Source organism: Paenibacillus sp. Marseille-P2973 (genome assembly GCF_018101095.1).
In the GTDB taxonomy this organism is placed as follows: Bacteria; Bacillota; Bacilli; order Paenibacillales; family Paenibacillaceae; genus Fontibacillus; species Fontibacillus vini.
In genome coordinates, this window is record NZ_JAGQEH010000001.1 from 603,266 (window position 1) to 619,823 (window position 16,558).

Genomic DNA, 16,558 nt, shown 5'->3' on the forward strand with positions numbered 1-16,558 from the left:
TTATCTTCTCCGCCAACGCGTCACTCAGATGATTAGTGTATATTTTTCTTTCTGAAACTGCCGCCCTTAACCTCGGCTACATCATATACGACCACAAACGCATTCGGGTCGAGTTCATGAATAATTTGTTTAATCTTGCTGTCTTCCAGACGGTTAATGACACAGGTGATTTCTTTGTATTGTTCATTGGAATAGCCGCCGTAAGCATCCGTATAGGTTGAACTGCGCCCTAACCGGTCGCGGATCGTTTCCACCATTTTTTCGGGTTGAGTGGTAATGATCTTGAAGGTCTTCGACCCGCTCAAGCCTTCTTCAACAATATGTATAACTTTGGATGCGATAAAATAAGCGAGTGCCGAAAGTATAGCTCCCTGCAATCCAAATACAGTCGAAACAACTACGAAGACAAAAGCATTCAAGAATAAAATTAAGTCACTTGTCCCAAAAGGAAGCTTCCGTGACAGCAATACAGCTAACATATCGATCCCGTCTAAGGCTCCGCCATTTCTCAAGGCCAAACCCATTCCGAAACCGATGATAATTCCGCCAACAACGGTAACTAAGAGTGTGTCCCCCTCAATAATGGTCGGTACATGGTGCATAAGAACTGTGCCGACCGCTAACGAGGCAATCCCGAGAATGGAATAGAAAGCGAAGCTTTTACCAATTTGCTTATAACCCAGCCAGACAAAAGGGATATTAATTACGGCAATCAGCAGCCCTAATGGTAATCCAAACAGCTCAGAACCGACGATACTTAAGCCGGTCACCCCACCATCCGATACATTATTGGGTATCAACACGGATTCCAGGCCATATGCCGCTACAAAAGCTCCTATAATAATCAATAATCCTCTTGAGATGATTCTTAGAATCCTTGAGTTTCGCTTGCTCGTTTTATTCATCTAACTCCCCTTTTCAGAATTAATGTACCATACACAATGATCGCTTAATAAAAGCTGATAAAAAACAGTCTATAATATTTTTCACAAAAAAGGCAAATGGGGAGCCCGTTTATAAACTCGAATAATTCCATATCGTAACAATCAGCTCAATAAAAAAAGCAACCGACATCCGGTTGCTGGGTACTTACATTATCATGTCCTATGTTAATAATTTAATTAAATTGCCAGCAGCTTAAACTTAGATTTCCATATTGGTAGCTGCGGTGAAGAAGCTCCGCTTTACGGTTGGCATCGCCCGTTCCCATGGCTAAGAGAAGCGGTATGAAGTGCTCATTTGTCGGTACGGCAGCATGGGCGTTAGGAGCTAATTCACGGTATTGAAACAGCGATTCCATATCCCATGATTCGATTTTACTCTGAAGCCAGGTATCAAACTGCTCCGCCCACTCGTCAACTCCTTGGGAACGCCAGTTTAATCGTCCTAAGTTATGAACGGTTCCCCCGCTGCCAATGATCAGAACATCCTGCTCGCGAAGCTCCGCAAGCGCCTTGCCGATTTGATATTGCTGTTCATTAGGCAGATGACGATTGACGGACAATGCAATAACAGGAATATCTGCATCCGGGTACAGTAGTTTGAGAACTGACCAAGCCCCGTGATCCAAACCTCGTTTTTCATTTCGAACATTCCCAATACCATGCTTTGTAAACAACAATTGAATTTGCTCCACTAGTTTGAGGTCGCTTTTAGCCGGATAAGTCATCCGGTAAAGCTCATCTTGGAACCCGCCAAAATCATAAATGGTTTCATAGGTTTCAGCGGCGCTAACCGTCTGTACCGGTTCCTCCCAATGTGCGGAGAATAGGACAATCGCTTTCGGTCTTGGCGTATCTTTCTTAAAATGCTTCAGAAGATTTGTATATTTATTATCCTCAAGGACGATGGATGGTGCACCGTGCGCAAAAAAATAGGATGGCAGCATGTTTACACTCACTCCTTAATATAATTCCGGATCATCTTGACCATCCTCATCTTGCAGGGACTGGATTACGCTTGTTAGAAATAAGACGGTCGATGGAGAGCGGCGACTCTGCAATGATTAGATGCAGTAAAACCAAAATAAATCCGAGATCCAATTCATATCCGGCCATGTTGCCATTGCCGAGAAGTCCGGCCGACAGCTTCGCTGTTACAATTGCTCCGATGAGCGTGGCAACAAGCAAAACCGAAACATAGCGAGTAAACAACCCCACAATCAACATGATCCCGCCGACAAGTTCAATCACCGCTACGACATATGCCAAAAATCCCGGTATACCCATGGAGCTAAACCAAGCCTCTACGTTACTAAGTCCCATTTGAAACTTGTCTACACCGTGGAATACGAATATAATGCCCAGCACCACTCGCATAATTAACGAAACTATATTTGATTTTGTCATTCGTTATTCTCCTCCTTGAATATTAGTAATAGGAATATAATTTCTATATCAGTAATTTAACGCGAGTCACATTGACTTGTCAATAAAAAAATTGATAATATAAAATTAACTTTTGTATTACAAATATTCTTGAGGTGAGATCTGATGGATATCGGCTCTACAATACGGGCGATTCGGAAGCGAAAAAATATTACCATCGCTCAAATATGCGAAACAACCGGCCTGTCCCAAGGCTTTATGAGTCAGGTGGAGACAAATAAAACCTCCCCGTCCATCTCGACCTTAGAAAGTATAGCCCAAGCTTTGAAAGTGCCGCTGGCGTATTTACTTTTAAAGAAGGAAGAGCGGATGCGGATTGTTCGGAAAGATGAGCGGACTATCACAACAAGCGGCCCAGAGAACTTAAAGGTCGAGCATTTAAGCTCGACAAAGAATGGGAGAATGATGCTTGTGGAATTCCCCATTGGTGCTTCGACGGGTGTCGCTCCCCATGCGCATGAAGGGGAAGAAGTTCATGTTGTCATTAAAGGAAGAATATACGCAGAACAAGGGGAAGACGGAGCTGAATTTGAAGAAGGCGATTCCTTTAGCTGGAACGCATGTACTCCCCATTTAGTACGAAATATTGGTGAGGACACGGCAATCGTATTGATTTCCATCTACACTGAACATGAAATCGGACAGGACCTCATCTAAGAGGAAGCCCTCAATCGAGCCATGCTGGCTGATGAGGGCTTTTCGCAATTGAGGAATTTCTCCGCGGTGGCATGGTCTTTTCCTTATAATGAAGACGGGTAGTTCCGATTGCTGGGAAAGAATCTTTCATTCTGTTAAAACACTTGGCTCCCTAGATAAAATAAAGACCGAGCATGGCTCGGTCCGACACTAGATTGTATTGTACTTTCAACAAATATTTATTTCTTCTTATAAAACTCATGATACAGCTTCATGAGCGCTCTTTTCTCGATCCGCGACACATAGCTCCGGCTGATGCCGAGCTCTTTGGCGATTTCGCGCTGGGTCCGTTCTTCTCCCCCATGTTCCAGCCCGAACCGCCCCTTGATGACTTCCTGCTCCCGCTCATCCAAAATATCAAGATTCCGGTAAATCTTGCTCTTCTCCATTTTGAGTTGTACCCGGTCCACGACATCGTCCGCTTCCGTACCCAAGATATCGATCAGGGTAATCTCGTTGCCTTCCTTATCCGTTCCGATCGGGTCGTGAAGCGATACGTCTTTCCGAGTCTTCTTTAGCGACCTTAAGTGCATAAGTATTTCGTTCTCGATACAACGGGCCGCAAACGTGGCCAGCTTCGTGCCTTTGTTCGGCCGGAAGCTCTCAATCGCTTTGATCAGACCGATCGTCCCGATCGAGATCAGGTCTTCGAGGTCCTCGCCGGTGTTGTCGAATTTCTTGACGATATGAGCCACCAGCCGCAGGTTATGTTCGATAAGCAAATTGCGGGACACCGCGTCACCCTCGGCCATCCGCTGCAAATGCTTCGTTTCCTCCTCTTCCGTCAACGGTTGGGGAAACGCGTTGTTTTTCACATAAGATACGAGCAAAGTCAGCTGTTTGATGAATAAAGCAATGGCAGTAAACAATCCGGGCATAGAAGACACCTCCTGCTGAATCACTAGAGCAACCTAAGCATTCCTTCCGGGTCACTTCAATTGTATGTAGGTAGGCGCCCATCTGTGCCTGTACGGGAAACAAAAAGGACAGCAAACGCTGCTGTCCCGATTCACCTTGCCAATAACAGATTGATTATCTCTAGACCGAATATTTTAGCAAGGACAAGCATGAAAAGCCGTAATCAAGCCTCTACCTTATTCGCGGGAAAATGTGTTGCTTCCACCGTATACTTCCGCGAGTATCGTTAGGTTGAAGTGAAAAAGCCATCAGCTAACGGACACGCGAGACCTTATTTCGATGAATTTGGCCACTTTATATTTCTAACGGACTCCACGGACCTTATTTAGCAAAAATAGGCTTGATACTAGTTGTTTTGATACTAATAGCGGCTCTCCTGACCGTTAGATTAGAAAAAAGCATATTTTCGTGCAAATAAGGAACCTCATGTCCGTTAGAGTCTATATGTTCGGATTTGCCCATTTTGATTCAGTGCGCTAACACTTGGTCAGTACAATTGGCTTGGATGGTTATCCCTTCTAGGTCAGATAAGGACTGAAACCCACCTTCGGCTTCCAATCTTAGGGTGGGTTTTACTTTTTCTTGTTGTTATTAACTGCCACACGCGAAAAAGCACCCCCGGAAATCTTCCGGGGGTGCTTGCCATCTTTTGCAATTCATTAATCCAAAATCTCGTCGATTTTGCTCAACTCTTCGGCGGTGAACGAAGGGCTGCTTAGCGCGCCGACCGCATCTTCGATTTGGCTCACCTTGCTGGCGCCGATCAGCGCCGAGGTCACTTTGCCGCCGCGCAATACCCAGGCCAAAGCCATTTGCGACAGTTTTTGTCCTCTCTCGGCGGCCAGATCGTTTAACTGCCGTACCTTCGCGATCCGTTCCTCGTTCAAATCCTCGGGACGCAGGAAAACGCTAGGGCCGGCGGCCCGGGAATCCTTTGCGATCCCGTTCAGGTAGCGGTCGGTCAGGATGCCTTTTTCCAGCGGAGAGAACACGATTGAACCGATACCCTCTTCCGCCAGGACGTCCTGCAAGCCCTCCTCGATCCAGCGGTTCATCAAAGAATAGTTCGGCTGATGAATGACCGCCGGCGTCCCGAGCCGCTTCAGGATTTGTGAAGCCTCCCGCGTCTGCTCCGGGTTGTAGTTGGAGAGTCCAACATACAGGGCTTTTCCTTGACGCACGATCAGATCAAGCGCGGCCATCGTTTCTTCCAGCGGTGTGTCCGGATCCGGACGGTGATGGTAAAAAGTATCGACATATTCCAGACCCATCCGCTTCAGGCTTTGATCCAAGCTGGATACTAAATATTTTTTTGAGCCCCATTCGCCGTAGGGTCCCGGCCACATGTAATATCCCGCTTTGGTCGAGACGATCATCTCGTCGCGGTATGGACGGAAGTCCTCGCGCAGCAACCGGCCGAACGTCTCCTCTGCCGATCCCGGCGGCGGTCCGTAGTTGTTCGCCAGATCAAAATGGGTAATCCCCAAGTCGAAAGCTCTTCGTACCATGGCGCGCCCGTTTTCGTGCACGTCGATGCCTCCGAAGTTATGCCACAAGCCCAGCGAGATAGCAGGTAGCTTTAATCCGCTCCGCCCTGAACGGTTATATGTCATAGTTTCATATCTATTATCCATTGCTTGATACATGAATGCTTGCCCTCCTAAAGTAGATATGGCTCCAATATAATACACATGAAGCAGCATACCTATATCAGAAAGGATGTTAAATATGGCATGATGTCTTATTTCATGATTGATCCCGATATTCGGAGGGCGAAACGCCGACCGATTTTTTGAACATTTTGGAGAACAACAGCGCATCCTGATATCCGACCGAACGTGCGACCTCACCGATTGAGTATTGGCCTGCTCTCAACAGCCCGCAGGCTTTATCCATCCGGTAATGGAGCAAGTATTGCTGCGGCGGCAAACCGGTTGCCTGTTTAAACAGGGATGACAAGTACCTGCGATCCAACCCCACGATTGCGGCCAACTGGCCGACGGTAACTTCCTCACTGTAATGCCCATGCAGGAAATCGAGGCAGCGGTGAATATAAGAATCCCTGGCTTGATCCCGCGCCGAAACGGGCGGCCCAGAAGCCGGAGCAAGCTCCACCAGCATACTCAAGAATTCGTGCAGCAGCGCCTGCAGACGCAAATCCCGGGTCGCGGAATTATCCTCCGCTTCGTTCAGCAATTCGTACAGCTGCGGCATAAACCTCGTGTCCATCGAAAATACGGGGTTTTCCGGGCTCAGCCGGGTCCGGCTTAAAATATCGGCCGCTTGGTCGCCGTAAAAACCGATCCAGGAATACGTCCATGGATCGGCTTCGTCAGCCTGATAAAAAATGACCCGTTCCGGATAAGCGAGAAACGCTTGTCCGGCAGTCAATTCATGCGTGATTCCTTCGGCGCTTACGACACCTTTTCCCGCATGAATAAAATGAATTTTATAAATATCGCGAACCCCGGGACCGAAGGAATGGAGCGGGGCGCAGCGTTCTTTTCCCCAATAGCTTAAATAAAGTTCAGGGCTTTCGCGAAACGGGCGATCCGGATTATGATGAAATATCGCCGGCATGAAGTAACACCTTCCCATAGCAGTATTCGCTGCTATTGTATCACATGAACCCGGATCCATATCTTTATTTCATTATGCCGACGACCTTAACTCGTAACCTTGTCGCATTCTCAGGATGATAAGCGAGCGGGGTTTCCTCCACTTCGACCAACTCGATCGTACCTGGGTCCGCTCCGGCCAAGACGGCTTGTTGTACCGCCTTTTCCTCGGCATCCTTCAACGAAGCCTCGCGCGGTTCCCGCGAATAAATATAGATCTGCTCGTATTGCCCGCTGATTTGGGCGATCGAGGCGCCGATCGCATTAGCCACACTGCCGTTTTCCGGTTTGATCATGCTCGCTACCCCGCGAATGGAATCCGGGATAATGATGCTGCCACCGCCGACGAGAACGAGCTGAATGTCTTCGGACGATGTCTTCATTTTATCGATGGCTTGCTCGACGATGGCCGAAATTTCGGCTTGCGCAGCTTTGGCGAAGTCTTCATCGATGTGGGACACCAAGCTTTTGTCCCCTACATCAGCAAGTCCCAGCCGGACGGCGATGTCCGTGGCCGTTAGTGTACTTCCTCCAAACACGAGCGCTTCTTCGCTAATCTTGTACCCTACGCTGTCAGGTCCAACCATAATCTTACCGTTGTCAGCCACGCGAACAATGCTGCCCCCGCCTAGTCCGACGGAGATAATGTCCGGCATTCTGAAATTGGTTCGGATATCCCCGACTTCGACCGCAACCGACGACTCTCTTGGAAATCCGTCTTGCAGCACCCCGATATCCGAAGTTGTTCCACCGACGTCAAGCACCATCGTATCTTTGATCTGCGCCAAATAAGAGGCGCCGCGGATGCTGTTCGTCGGACCGCAAGCAATCGTGAGGATCGGAAATTGTTTTGCGTAGTCGATGGACATTAAAGTACCGTCGTTCTGACATAAATACACGGCCGCATCCGTAATTCCTTCTTCCTCCAACGCATGAATAAACCCTTGTGTCGTTGTCTCAATCACCTTGCATAACGCCGCATTCAAGATCGTCGCATTCTCACGTTCAATAAGTCCGACCGAACCGATCAGAGAAGAGCAGGAAACCGGGAACTCCTCTCCATATACCTCATGAACAAGATCTCGGACACTCAGCTCTTGGTCATTCTTAATGGAAGAGAATACGCCGATAACCGCGATGGACTCAACCTTTCCCCGCCATTCTCCCAATAGCGCCCGAATTTCATCCTCATCGACTTCGCCGAGAACTTGTCCGTCGTATTCATAGCCGCCCCGAACCAATGCGTAATTCCCCGACAGCTTCTCGACCATGTCCTGCGGCCAAGCCGTGTACGGAACGACGGAAGCCGTTGCGGGATAGCCCAAACGAATGACGCCGACTTTCGCCAGCTTTTTGCGTTCCACAATCGCGTTGGTGCATTGCGTAGTGCCGAGCATGGCATGCGTAATTAAGGTTTTATCGATTTTCGATTCCTGCAGCAAATTCCACAATGAGGTTTCAATCCCTGTCTTGATGTCCAGACTGGTTGGAGATTTCACGGCGTGAATCAATTGATGCCGCTCATCCAAAATTATGGCGTCCGTATTCGTACCGCCCACATCGATCCCGATTCTATACATGATCAGCCACCGCCTTTTTTACCAATTGTTCAATCGGAACATAATCGTAATCGTATCCAAAGTATCTCGGCCCCGCGGTTTGAATTCCTTTGTCCGTTCTCCATTTTTCATGGGCAGGGAGCCCGATCACCCGCACGCGTTTGCCGTATTTCAAGCTCTCGGTCGTCACGGGCAGCAATGTTTCATAATCGACCAGGCAGAGTAAGTCCGGGGTCATCCCAACTACCTGACCGTCCCGTTCCGCAACGAGATTTTCATTTTGAAAATGAACCTGCATATGGCCGCCTTTATGGGCTTCGATGCCCTCCAGATTCATTTTTCCGAGGTTGAAGCCTCCCTTGGTTTCCCGGATCACATCGACGATTTTCCCCTGGAACAGCTCATAGCCGGATACCAAGCTTAACAGTTCTTGCAGTTTTTCCTTCGCATCCCGATGTTTCGAGGAAATAATCTCCCCGATTTGTTCGGACAAGGTAACGATATGATGAACCCCGCTTTTCTTCATTTGAGCCCCTGTCGTCGGGTACAAGCTAACCAAAGCGCTGGCCCCCATTTCGACCGTGGCTACACGAGCTAAGCGTTCCGTCCATTTGTTATCGATCGTTTCGAAAATGCCGATGTTTCCCTTTTCATCCGTAATCGCCATCGGGGTTGCCGAAATGCCGTCCAGGTTGAACGTCACCATCTGAAGCTCGGGAAAAGCTCTGCCCATCCCGTCGCAATCGACCAGCGGCAAACCAAGCTGCGCCGCAACGACGATCGGAATCATGGAATTGACGCCGCCCGCTTCCATCGGGTAGGTGCCTGCAATTTTATCTTTGCCCAAGTACTGGGCCAGCTTTTGAAATACCTTCACAAACTCGCTTCCGTTCGGAAATTTCTCCGTTGATACGGAAGGCGCACCCATCATGGCCGCCGGAATAAAAAAGTCCTCGTCGCCGATTTCGTCGACCGAAACCAATTTGACCGGCCCGTTCTTCTCAATGGCGGAGATGGCCATCAGTTTGCCGATATAAGGGTCTCCGCCGCCGCCCGTTCCCAGGAACGCGGCTCCGATTGCAATATTTTCAATAGCAGCTTTATCTAGATATCTCATTGATTTTCCTCCAATAGGACAGTTTTTGAAGCCGTTAAACGATAGCCCGCGATATACAGGACAAATGAAATGACAATGCCGAGCAAGGGTTGATTGGATACTTGAGGCAAGCCCGGGAATAAAGACAAAATGACGGGAGTACAAGCGATGACCGAACCGACGAGCCAGGAATAGACGCCCAAGCGATTCACACCCTCCGTCTCCTTCCAACTGCGCTTATCTCCCTTATTCATCACCCAGTACGATGCGATCATGACACCCGCAACCGGTGGGACCATCGCCGACAAGATAGACATCACAGGTGTGAAGTAATCCAATATGCCGATGACCGCCAGCACGGTTCCGATTAGCCCGGCAACCCCTACGGCCCATTTTTCCTTTTCCTTGGATACGTTAAAGACATTGATTAAGGCGAAGCCGCCCGAAATGGCATTGACCATATTGGTCTTCCATGCCGCCAGTATAAGAACGACACCGCCGATAAACGGAGTAGCGATATTCAAAAAGACAGCCGTAACATCATTCGTTTGGTAGGCCAGTGTCAAAACGGACCCTACACTGATCATAAGGACGCCTGCCGGTATAATTCCGAAGATCGCCGCTTTCCACACATCGGAACGCTTCCCGGAAAATTGCGAATAATCACCGGCAATGACCGCGCCGAGCGCAAAAGAACCCATCGTTACCGCAAGACCGTCCATAAAGCCCATCTTCTGCTCGGGCCTGTAGCTTGAAATAAGCTGCACAGTTTCTCCGTTTATCGCCTGAATCAGACCGTATACGCAAAGGACGACCAGCAGCGGAACGGCAACATAGCTTAGAACACGTAACACTTTTATTCCGTACATGGCAGATACAACCATGACCAGGCCGCTGATTAAGGAAGCTACAGGAACAGGCATCGCGATATCAAGCTCCGCTAACAAATTCGCCAGCGCCGCCCCGCACACATTGGCCTGAATCCCAAACCAGCCAAGACAGGCAATGGTCAGAATGATGGAAAGAATGGTACGTGATCCTTTTTTACCGAATACCTGACTCGCCACTTGAACGGTGGTCTTTCCTAGATCCGTGCTTTGGATTCCCTGTAAAATCATGATAGCAACGATAATGCCATACCCGATCAACGCAACTGTTAATGTCTTGGATAAGCTCATTCCAGTGATCAGCGTGTTCCCTACCAAAAGCCCCGGTATACTGATCATCGCTCCGGCCCAAACGATCCCCAGTGTAAACCAAGACTGAGTTTTCTCTTTATTGCCCATAACTCCTGTCCCCCCAATCTTGATCAATAACTAAAAACGATTGTTCTTATTGTAAAAGAACCGGGGAGGACCGTCTTTTTCGGAAATAAAAATAAAAATCCGAATTTTTGTCGTTTGGACAAAGACTCGGATTTAGCAGGTTTAGCTGTTTATTAACCGGTAGATCATGCAAGCCAGATACACATCGTAAAATTCGGAGTTCTTCGTGATATCGTATCCCAGCAGCTCGCTGATTTTTTTGACGCGGTATTTTACTGTATTTTTGTGAACGAATAAGAGTTGGCTGCATTCATCAAAGCTCCCCTTCGCATCCAGCAGGAACGTCATCAAGGTTCTGACGGATTCCGGATCCTCCAGCACAGGAGCAATTACGGACATCCACTCCTCCACAACCTCCTCGCCCTGCACGCTCAAATCCACGGCCCGCTTCATGGAGCGAATTTCCGCCGCCGTAAACCATTTTCGCTCATGGTAAATGAGATGAATCTGCTTCCTGACCTGATTCACAAGCTGATACATCCGCCGCACGTCCGTCGTGTTTCTCATCCTTGGTGCGTATACCATTTCGGATATCGAAGACAAGAAGCTCGTCGTCTCCATATACTCTTCGGCAATTTCGATTTCATTGAATTTGTACGAACCGTTGCCCAACAGAACAACAATGCAGTAGTCGATCGTCTGGATGACGGCCGTTTGATAATATTTGGAGAGATGTTCCGCCAGGTCCTCCCGGATGTCTTTTTCCTCCGATAAATCCTCGAAGTAGACGAGCCACATCATCTGAACCGCCGCAACATCGATATGAAGCAGATGGGCAAGCCTCCGCATCTTCTCGCTCTCATCGTTGAGGATCGCTTTGACCAGAGCGTATTCGCTGACCTCGTTATGCTTGTCTCCCCAAAGATTGACGGCCACTTGCACGACCTCGCCGATTTTATCTATGGTTTTTACCGGCAGCTTCGCATTTTCTTTAATGACAAACAGGTACAGAGGCTCTCCATTCTTCTGGCGGATGATTTGATGACCGATAAAACAAGCGGAATCGTTGTTCTCTCCCCGTGCCCGGCCGTCGATATAATGAGGCGCGTATCCCCGAATGAGGCTCACCACGTCCAAGGTCGAGTTGCGCGGCCACATGACTTGATTGGCAATGTTCAGCTGCGTATTCGTCAGTACGAGATTGGCCTTCAGCCGGTCGGACAACAATTTCAGCATAATTTCCACACTGCGCGAATGCTCCGGCAGGAACGATACTTTCTCCAGCGTTTCATTCACAAAATTATCGTTGATCGTCTGATTGTCGAGCACAATCGCTTCCATCACTTCATAAATCACTTCATTATAACGAAGCGAGATATCGTTCTCTGGCATGCAGATGATGATAAAATTGTGCGATTCGGCTAATTGCAGCACTTCCTCCGGGATTTTCGGAACGATGATTCCTACATAATACAGGATCAGTCCCACTTCGCCGAGATCGATCAAGTACTGGATCGTCTCGCACTGTTTCTCCACGCTGTCCTTAATCGTGTATAAGGAACTGATTACAATCTCTTCCGCATACCATTCCTCCTGAACGGTTTGAACGATTTTGGAAGAAAAATCGGCGTTCGACACCTCCAATACGGATAAGGAGGAGACGATGCGATGCAGGCTACTCTTTCCGGCCAGCACCTTGGCCCCTCGAAATGAAGGCAATTGCAGCATATCTTTAACGGTTACCCCATGTTGTTCACCACTTTTTCTTGTTCAGTGATTATTGAAGCTATTCCTAAATTTTAAAGTGAATGGGGATGAAAAGCCAATCGAATAAAAAAAGGCTGCCTTATCCGTGGATTTCCCGATTTCGCGCTATGATATAATGATGGCAGCCTAAAAAGGAGGAGTACGTTTGACGACGATTCATTATGTTGAAAGCAATACGTCACACGCCGGTAATTTTGTGGTCGACGTGCCGGTGGGCTATCACTGGCTGCTTGTTCTCACCAAAACCCCGGCTCAATTCTGGGTCGACGGAGAGCTCAAGACGTATCCCGCACATTGCGCCGTCATCTACCGTCCGAACCAAAAAGTCTATTACCGTTCCAGCGTTGACCAGTTCGTCAATGATTGGATTCGCTTCGAGACCAACGAGCCTTACATAGCGGAATCGCCGCTGCCGACAGGTGTACCTTTCGCCTTGATCGATCCGGAATATTGCGGCAAGCTGTTTGAATTACTGGTCATCGAACACAACAATCAACGGGACTATAAACATTCTTCCCTCGACTGCTTGCTCCGTACGCTGTTCAACAAGCTGCTTGAATCCTATTTCCACGGCGGCGAGCTTACGCCGCAATACCACAATCTATTGAGGCTGCGGACCGCGATTCAGAACCATCCCGGCGATGACTGGTCGGTCTCGAAAATGGCGGAGTACCTTCAGATCAGTACGGGCTATTTACAGAACATTTACAAGAAAACCTTCGGCGTTTCCTGCATGGATGACGTCATCAACCACCGTATCCGTATAGCCAAAGAATACTTGATTCATAACACGCAATCGATCGCCGAAATTTCTTCCCGTTGCGGATATCAAAATGTCGAACACTTCAGCAGGCAGTTCAAACAAATCACGGGCCACACGCCAAGAAATTTTCAGAAGCTTAACAGTGCTCTTTCTTAAAATATTGCTTTACAAGAAACTTCATCATTTCGCTAGGTTCCTCTTCGAGATATTCGGCCCGGTCCGCAAACAGCATTCCATAAGGAGTCTCGGGCATGAGGGGGTTCCAATGAGGAAGCTCCTCTCCGGTGGAATCTATTCCATTCGGGTTTCCTGAAGCAATGAAGTTCACCCAGTAGTTGCACATTTGTCGAGCCAAATCATAGTGTTTGCCGACAAACGGTCTCCAGCATTTGGCGAGCGTCTCAAAGAAAAACCAGAGATCCACGGAATGGAAAGTACCGGGGTTATCCCAGCCTGGGATGTCCGCATCGAAATTATAATAATACAACGGAGTGTTGGCGCCGCTATCGGCATTAGCCTGTGCGGCTAAGCGGATGGCATACTCGATGCCGCTCACCGAGGCTCTCTTCTTGGCCTCCTCAATGTCGACTGACTGACCGCCGCACAATTTCAGGAATTCTTCGGCATCGTTGCCGAACATATCTGCGGCCATCCTCTCGAGCTCACCCTGCGTTTCGACATTCGGGACGCTGAAAAACTCGGAGGAGGTATGGCCGAACATGACCGGCACCATCCAGCGTTTATTTTGCAGGAAGCAATCAAACGGGTTGCCAACGTTAAATCCCCCGTCTTCCACGGTTCCCCAAAAGCCCTGGTATTCCACCGCTTTGTCCCGCAGATAGGTTCCATCCAGCCGCCGCGCTTCCTCAAGCGTGGAGACGCCGAGATATTCAAAAAATGTGACGCCCGCCCGTTCCGCTTCTCCCAACTCTGTCCAAAAATCAGGCATGCCTTTATTAGGATAAAGGGACGTAAATACTCCGCTTTGAACAATGGCTCGCTGAAAGAGACCTTCGTTCTGAGGAGATGCAAGCTGGCTCAAGACACTCCAGCCCCCCGCCGACTGTCCGCCGATCGTTATATTGTCCGGGTCCCCGCCAAATGCCTCAATATTGCGCTTGACCCATCTGGTAGCCGCCTGCTGATCGAGATGGCCGAAGTTAGCGGGAGCGTCCGGCGCTTCCGCCGTGATTTCCGGGTGGGCTAAAAAACCGAATACGTTCAAACGATAATTGATCGTTACCACCACGACTCCTCTTCGCGCTATCCGTTCGCCGTCAAACTCCATTTCCGCCGTATGGCCGACCTGGAGCCCGCCGCCGAAATACCAGACATACACCGGCAGCTTCTCATCGACGCTATTGGCCGGCGTCCACACGTTAAGATACAAGCAATCCTCATCCATCACGATATCCGGTTCTACGGCCCACTCCCGGGTATAAATGTTGTTATCGTCAATCTCTTGTCTTACCTGCAAGGAAATCGGTGCGAATTCATATGCTTTAAGCACGCCTTCCCAATTTTCTACCGGCTGGGGGGCACGCCATCGGTTCTTTCCTACCGGCGGAGCTGCAAACGGAATCCCCTTAAAGCTTGTAATCCGGGGATCCGCTGCCGGCAGTCCCTGAACCATCCCATTTTCGACTTTTGCGACTCGAAGCATAACCAACGCCTCCTATTCTATTCCGGCCGTTCCCGGCGATTCAGAAAATTATAAGATGTGCCCCCGCTGAAAACAATGATGCATCCTCACTTGTAATTGATTTATTCTAATATTCATTAAATTTATAAATGCCAAATGGCTATTTATTAATAACGTTTATTCTATTTTCACTTGGGATATCAAACTTGATCTTTCCTATTCTATTCTAAAAATAATTTGTTGACATTTATTCCTTTGGACGTTACGATTCACGCGAAAGCACAAATAAAACAAGCAATACGATATCATTGCAGCTGAATAGTATGATTGGGAGTTGATACCGGATGAAGCTACAAGGAGTTAACCCTTATCTGCCGTCATGGGAATACATCCCTGACGGGGAACCGCATGTTTTTGAGGACAGAGTCTACGTATACGGATCGCATGATCGTTTTAACGGACATGTATTTTGTCTGAACGATTATGTTTGTTGGTCGGCACCAGCGGACAATCTGGGGGACTGGCGGTACGAAGGCGTGATATATAAGAAAAGTGATGATCCGCTCAATCCGGACGGCCATATGTGTCTTTATGCCCCCGATGTCACCCGCGGCCCTGACGGACGTTATTACCTTTATTACGTTCTGGACAAGGTGTCCGTCGTCTCGGTCGCCGTCTGTGACACCCCGGCCGGCAAGTATGAGTTCTACGGTTATGTGCGGTATTCCGACGGTACGCGTTTAGGTGAACGGGAGGGAGACGAACCGCAATTCGACCCGGGCGTCTTGACGGAAGGAGATCTCACTTATCTGTATACCGGGTTCTGTGCGATCGGTGACCGGTCGCGTCATGGCTCGATGGCTACAGTACTCGGACCGGATATGCTCACCATCTCCGAAGATCCGGTATTCGTTGCTCCTAGCGAACCGTACGGCAAAGGAACCGGCTTCGAAGGACATGAATTCTTCGAGGCGCCTTCCATCCGAAAGCACGGAGATACCTACTATTTCGTTTATTCTTCGATCGTCATGCACGAATTGTGCTATGCGACCAGTCTTTATCCAACGAGTGGTTTTGAGTACCGCGGCGTCATCGTCAGCAACAATGATCTGCATATCGATACCTATAAACCGGCGGATAAGCCTATGTTCTATGGGGGAAACAATCATGGCGGTATGGTGGAGACGGGCGGACAGTGGTACATCTTCTATCACCGGCATACAAACGGAACAAGCTTCAGCCGTCAGGGCTGTATCGAGCCGATCGCTATCCTTGAAGACGGCACCATACCGCAAGTGGAGATTACAACGAGCGGACCGAATGGCGGCCCGCTGGAAGGGCGAGGCGAGTACCCGGCTTACCTGGCCTGCCATCTGTTTACGGCGGCTGCGGATGAGCGGTATACGGGCTCGCATGGCGCCTGGATGGACGGCCGATTCCCGAAGATCACGCAGGACGGGAAGGACGGGGACGAGGAAGTCGGTTATATCGCCAATATGCAGGATTCCGCAACGGCGGGGTTCAAGTATTTTCATTGCGAAAATGTGCGGAGCATGAAGATCGAAGTCCGAGGCTATGCCCGAGGAAGCTTCGAGGTCAAGACGGCATGGGACGGTCCGCCGCTTGGCTCGATTCCGGTGGATTTCACGAATGTATGGACGACGTATGAAGCCGATATCGCCATTCCGGACGGAGTTCACGCCCTCTATTTCACTTATAAGGGAATCGGCAACGCGAGTCTGGCTTCGTTCACACTGGAATAACGAGCGAGCGTTTCACATTTGGCTTCGTCTTCTGCTTACCCCAGATCCTCTTACTTGGTTGTAAATAATATTAAAAAGACGGCA

14 protein-coding genes are annotated in these 16,558 nt (G+C 49.0%); 3 read left to right on the forward strand and 11 right to left on the reverse strand.

The annotated features are described in order from the left end of the window. Positions 1-32: 32 nt before the first annotated feature. The 3 genes from KB559_RS02710 to KB559_RS02720 form a co-directional block, all read right to left on the reverse strand. Positions 33-905: a YitT family protein gene (locus tag KB559_RS02710; RefSeq protein WP_211020032.1), complete on the reverse strand. Its 873-nt coding sequence runs from the start codon at positions 903-905 to the stop codon at positions 33-35. 212 nt (positions 906-1,117) lie between these two features. Further along, on the reverse strand, positions 1,118-1,888 hold the full coding sequence (locus KB559_RS02715; protein ID WP_211020033.1) for a DODA-type extradiol aromatic ring-opening family dioxygenase: 771 nt from the start codon (positions 1,886-1,888) through the stop codon (positions 1,118-1,120). A 46-nt stretch (positions 1,889-1,934) separates the two neighbouring features. Next, positions 1,935-2,348, reverse strand: coding sequence for a DoxX family protein (locus tag KB559_RS02720; RefSeq protein WP_211020034.1), 414 nt, complete (start codon positions 2,346-2,348; stop codon positions 1,935-1,937). Between the two features lie 144 nt (positions 2,349-2,492). Between KB559_RS02720 and KB559_RS02725 the strand changes: the two genes are divergently transcribed. After that, positions 2,493-3,044 (forward strand): helix-turn-helix domain-containing protein, encoded by a 552-nt coding sequence (locus KB559_RS02725; RefSeq protein ID WP_211020035.1) that lies wholly within the window; start codon positions 2,493-2,495, stop codon positions 3,042-3,044. Positions 3,045-3,262: 218 nt separating this feature from the next. Here the strand turns inward: KB559_RS02725 and sigK are convergent, their stop codons facing one another. The 7 genes from sigK to KB559_RS02760 all read right to left on the reverse strand — a co-directional run bounded on the left by sigK (position 3,263) and on the right by KB559_RS02760 (position 12,267). Next, on the reverse strand, positions 3,263-3,961 hold the full coding sequence (gene sigK, locus KB559_RS02730) for an RNA polymerase sporulation sigma factor SigK (protein ID WP_211020036.1): 699 nt from the start codon (positions 3,959-3,961) through the stop codon (positions 3,263-3,265). A gap of 699 nt (positions 3,962-4,660) precedes the next feature. Further along, positions 4,661-5,647, reverse strand: a complete 987-nt coding sequence (locus KB559_RS02735) for an aldo/keto reductase (protein WP_211020037.1) — start codon at positions 5,645-5,647, stop codon at positions 4,661-4,663. Positions 5,648-5,747: 100 nt separating this feature from the next. Beyond that, positions 5,748-6,581, reverse strand: a complete 834-nt coding sequence (locus KB559_RS02740; protein ID WP_211020038.1) for an AraC family transcriptional regulator — start codon at positions 6,579-6,581, stop codon at positions 5,748-5,750. Positions 6,582-6,645: 64 nt separating this feature from the next. Further along, on the reverse strand, positions 6,646-8,199 hold the full coding sequence (locus KB559_RS02745; protein ID WP_211020039.1) for a hydantoinase/oxoprolinase N-terminal domain-containing protein: 1,554 nt from the start codon (positions 8,197-8,199) through the stop codon (positions 6,646-6,648). Next, positions 8,192-9,295 (reverse strand): DUF917 domain-containing protein, encoded by a 1,104-nt coding sequence (locus KB559_RS02750; protein ID WP_211020040.1) that lies wholly within the window; start codon positions 9,293-9,295, stop codon positions 8,192-8,194. Before KB559_RS02750 ends, KB559_RS02745 begins: the two co-directional genes overlap by 8 nt. After that, positions 9,292-10,560, reverse strand: a complete 1,269-nt coding sequence (locus KB559_RS02755; protein ID WP_211020041.1) for a cytosine permease — start codon at positions 10,558-10,560, stop codon at positions 9,292-9,294. Before KB559_RS02755 ends, KB559_RS02750 begins: the two co-directional genes overlap by 4 nt. Positions 10,561-10,701: 141 nt before the next feature. Continuing rightward, complete coding sequence (locus KB559_RS02760; protein ID WP_211020042.1) at positions 10,702-12,267, reverse strand: PucR family transcriptional regulator; 1,566 nt, start codon at positions 12,265-12,267, stop codon at positions 10,702-10,704. A 184-nt stretch (positions 12,268-12,451) separates the two neighbouring features. Here KB559_RS02760 and KB559_RS02765 point away from each other — a divergent pair, with 184 nt between their 5' ends. Next, positions 12,452-13,225, forward strand: a complete 774-nt coding sequence (locus KB559_RS02765) for a helix-turn-helix domain-containing protein (protein WP_211020043.1) — start codon at positions 12,452-12,454, stop codon at positions 13,223-13,225. Here KB559_RS02765 and KB559_RS02770 read toward each other — a convergent pair. Further along, positions 13,206-14,732, reverse strand: a complete 1,527-nt coding sequence (locus KB559_RS02770; protein WP_211020044.1) for a carboxylesterase/lipase family protein — start codon at positions 14,730-14,732, stop codon at positions 13,206-13,208. The two genes, KB559_RS02765 and KB559_RS02770, sit on opposite strands and share 20 nt — an antisense overlap. A 323-nt stretch (positions 14,733-15,055) precedes the next feature. Between KB559_RS02770 and KB559_RS02775 the strand changes: the two genes are divergently transcribed. Next, positions 15,056-16,474 carry a family 43 glycosylhydrolase gene (locus KB559_RS02775; protein WP_211020045.1) on the forward strand — a complete coding sequence of 473 codons (1,419 nt, stop codon included), beginning with the start codon at positions 15,056-15,058 and terminating at the stop codon, positions 16,472-16,474. Positions 16,475-16,558 lie beyond the last annotated feature (84 nt).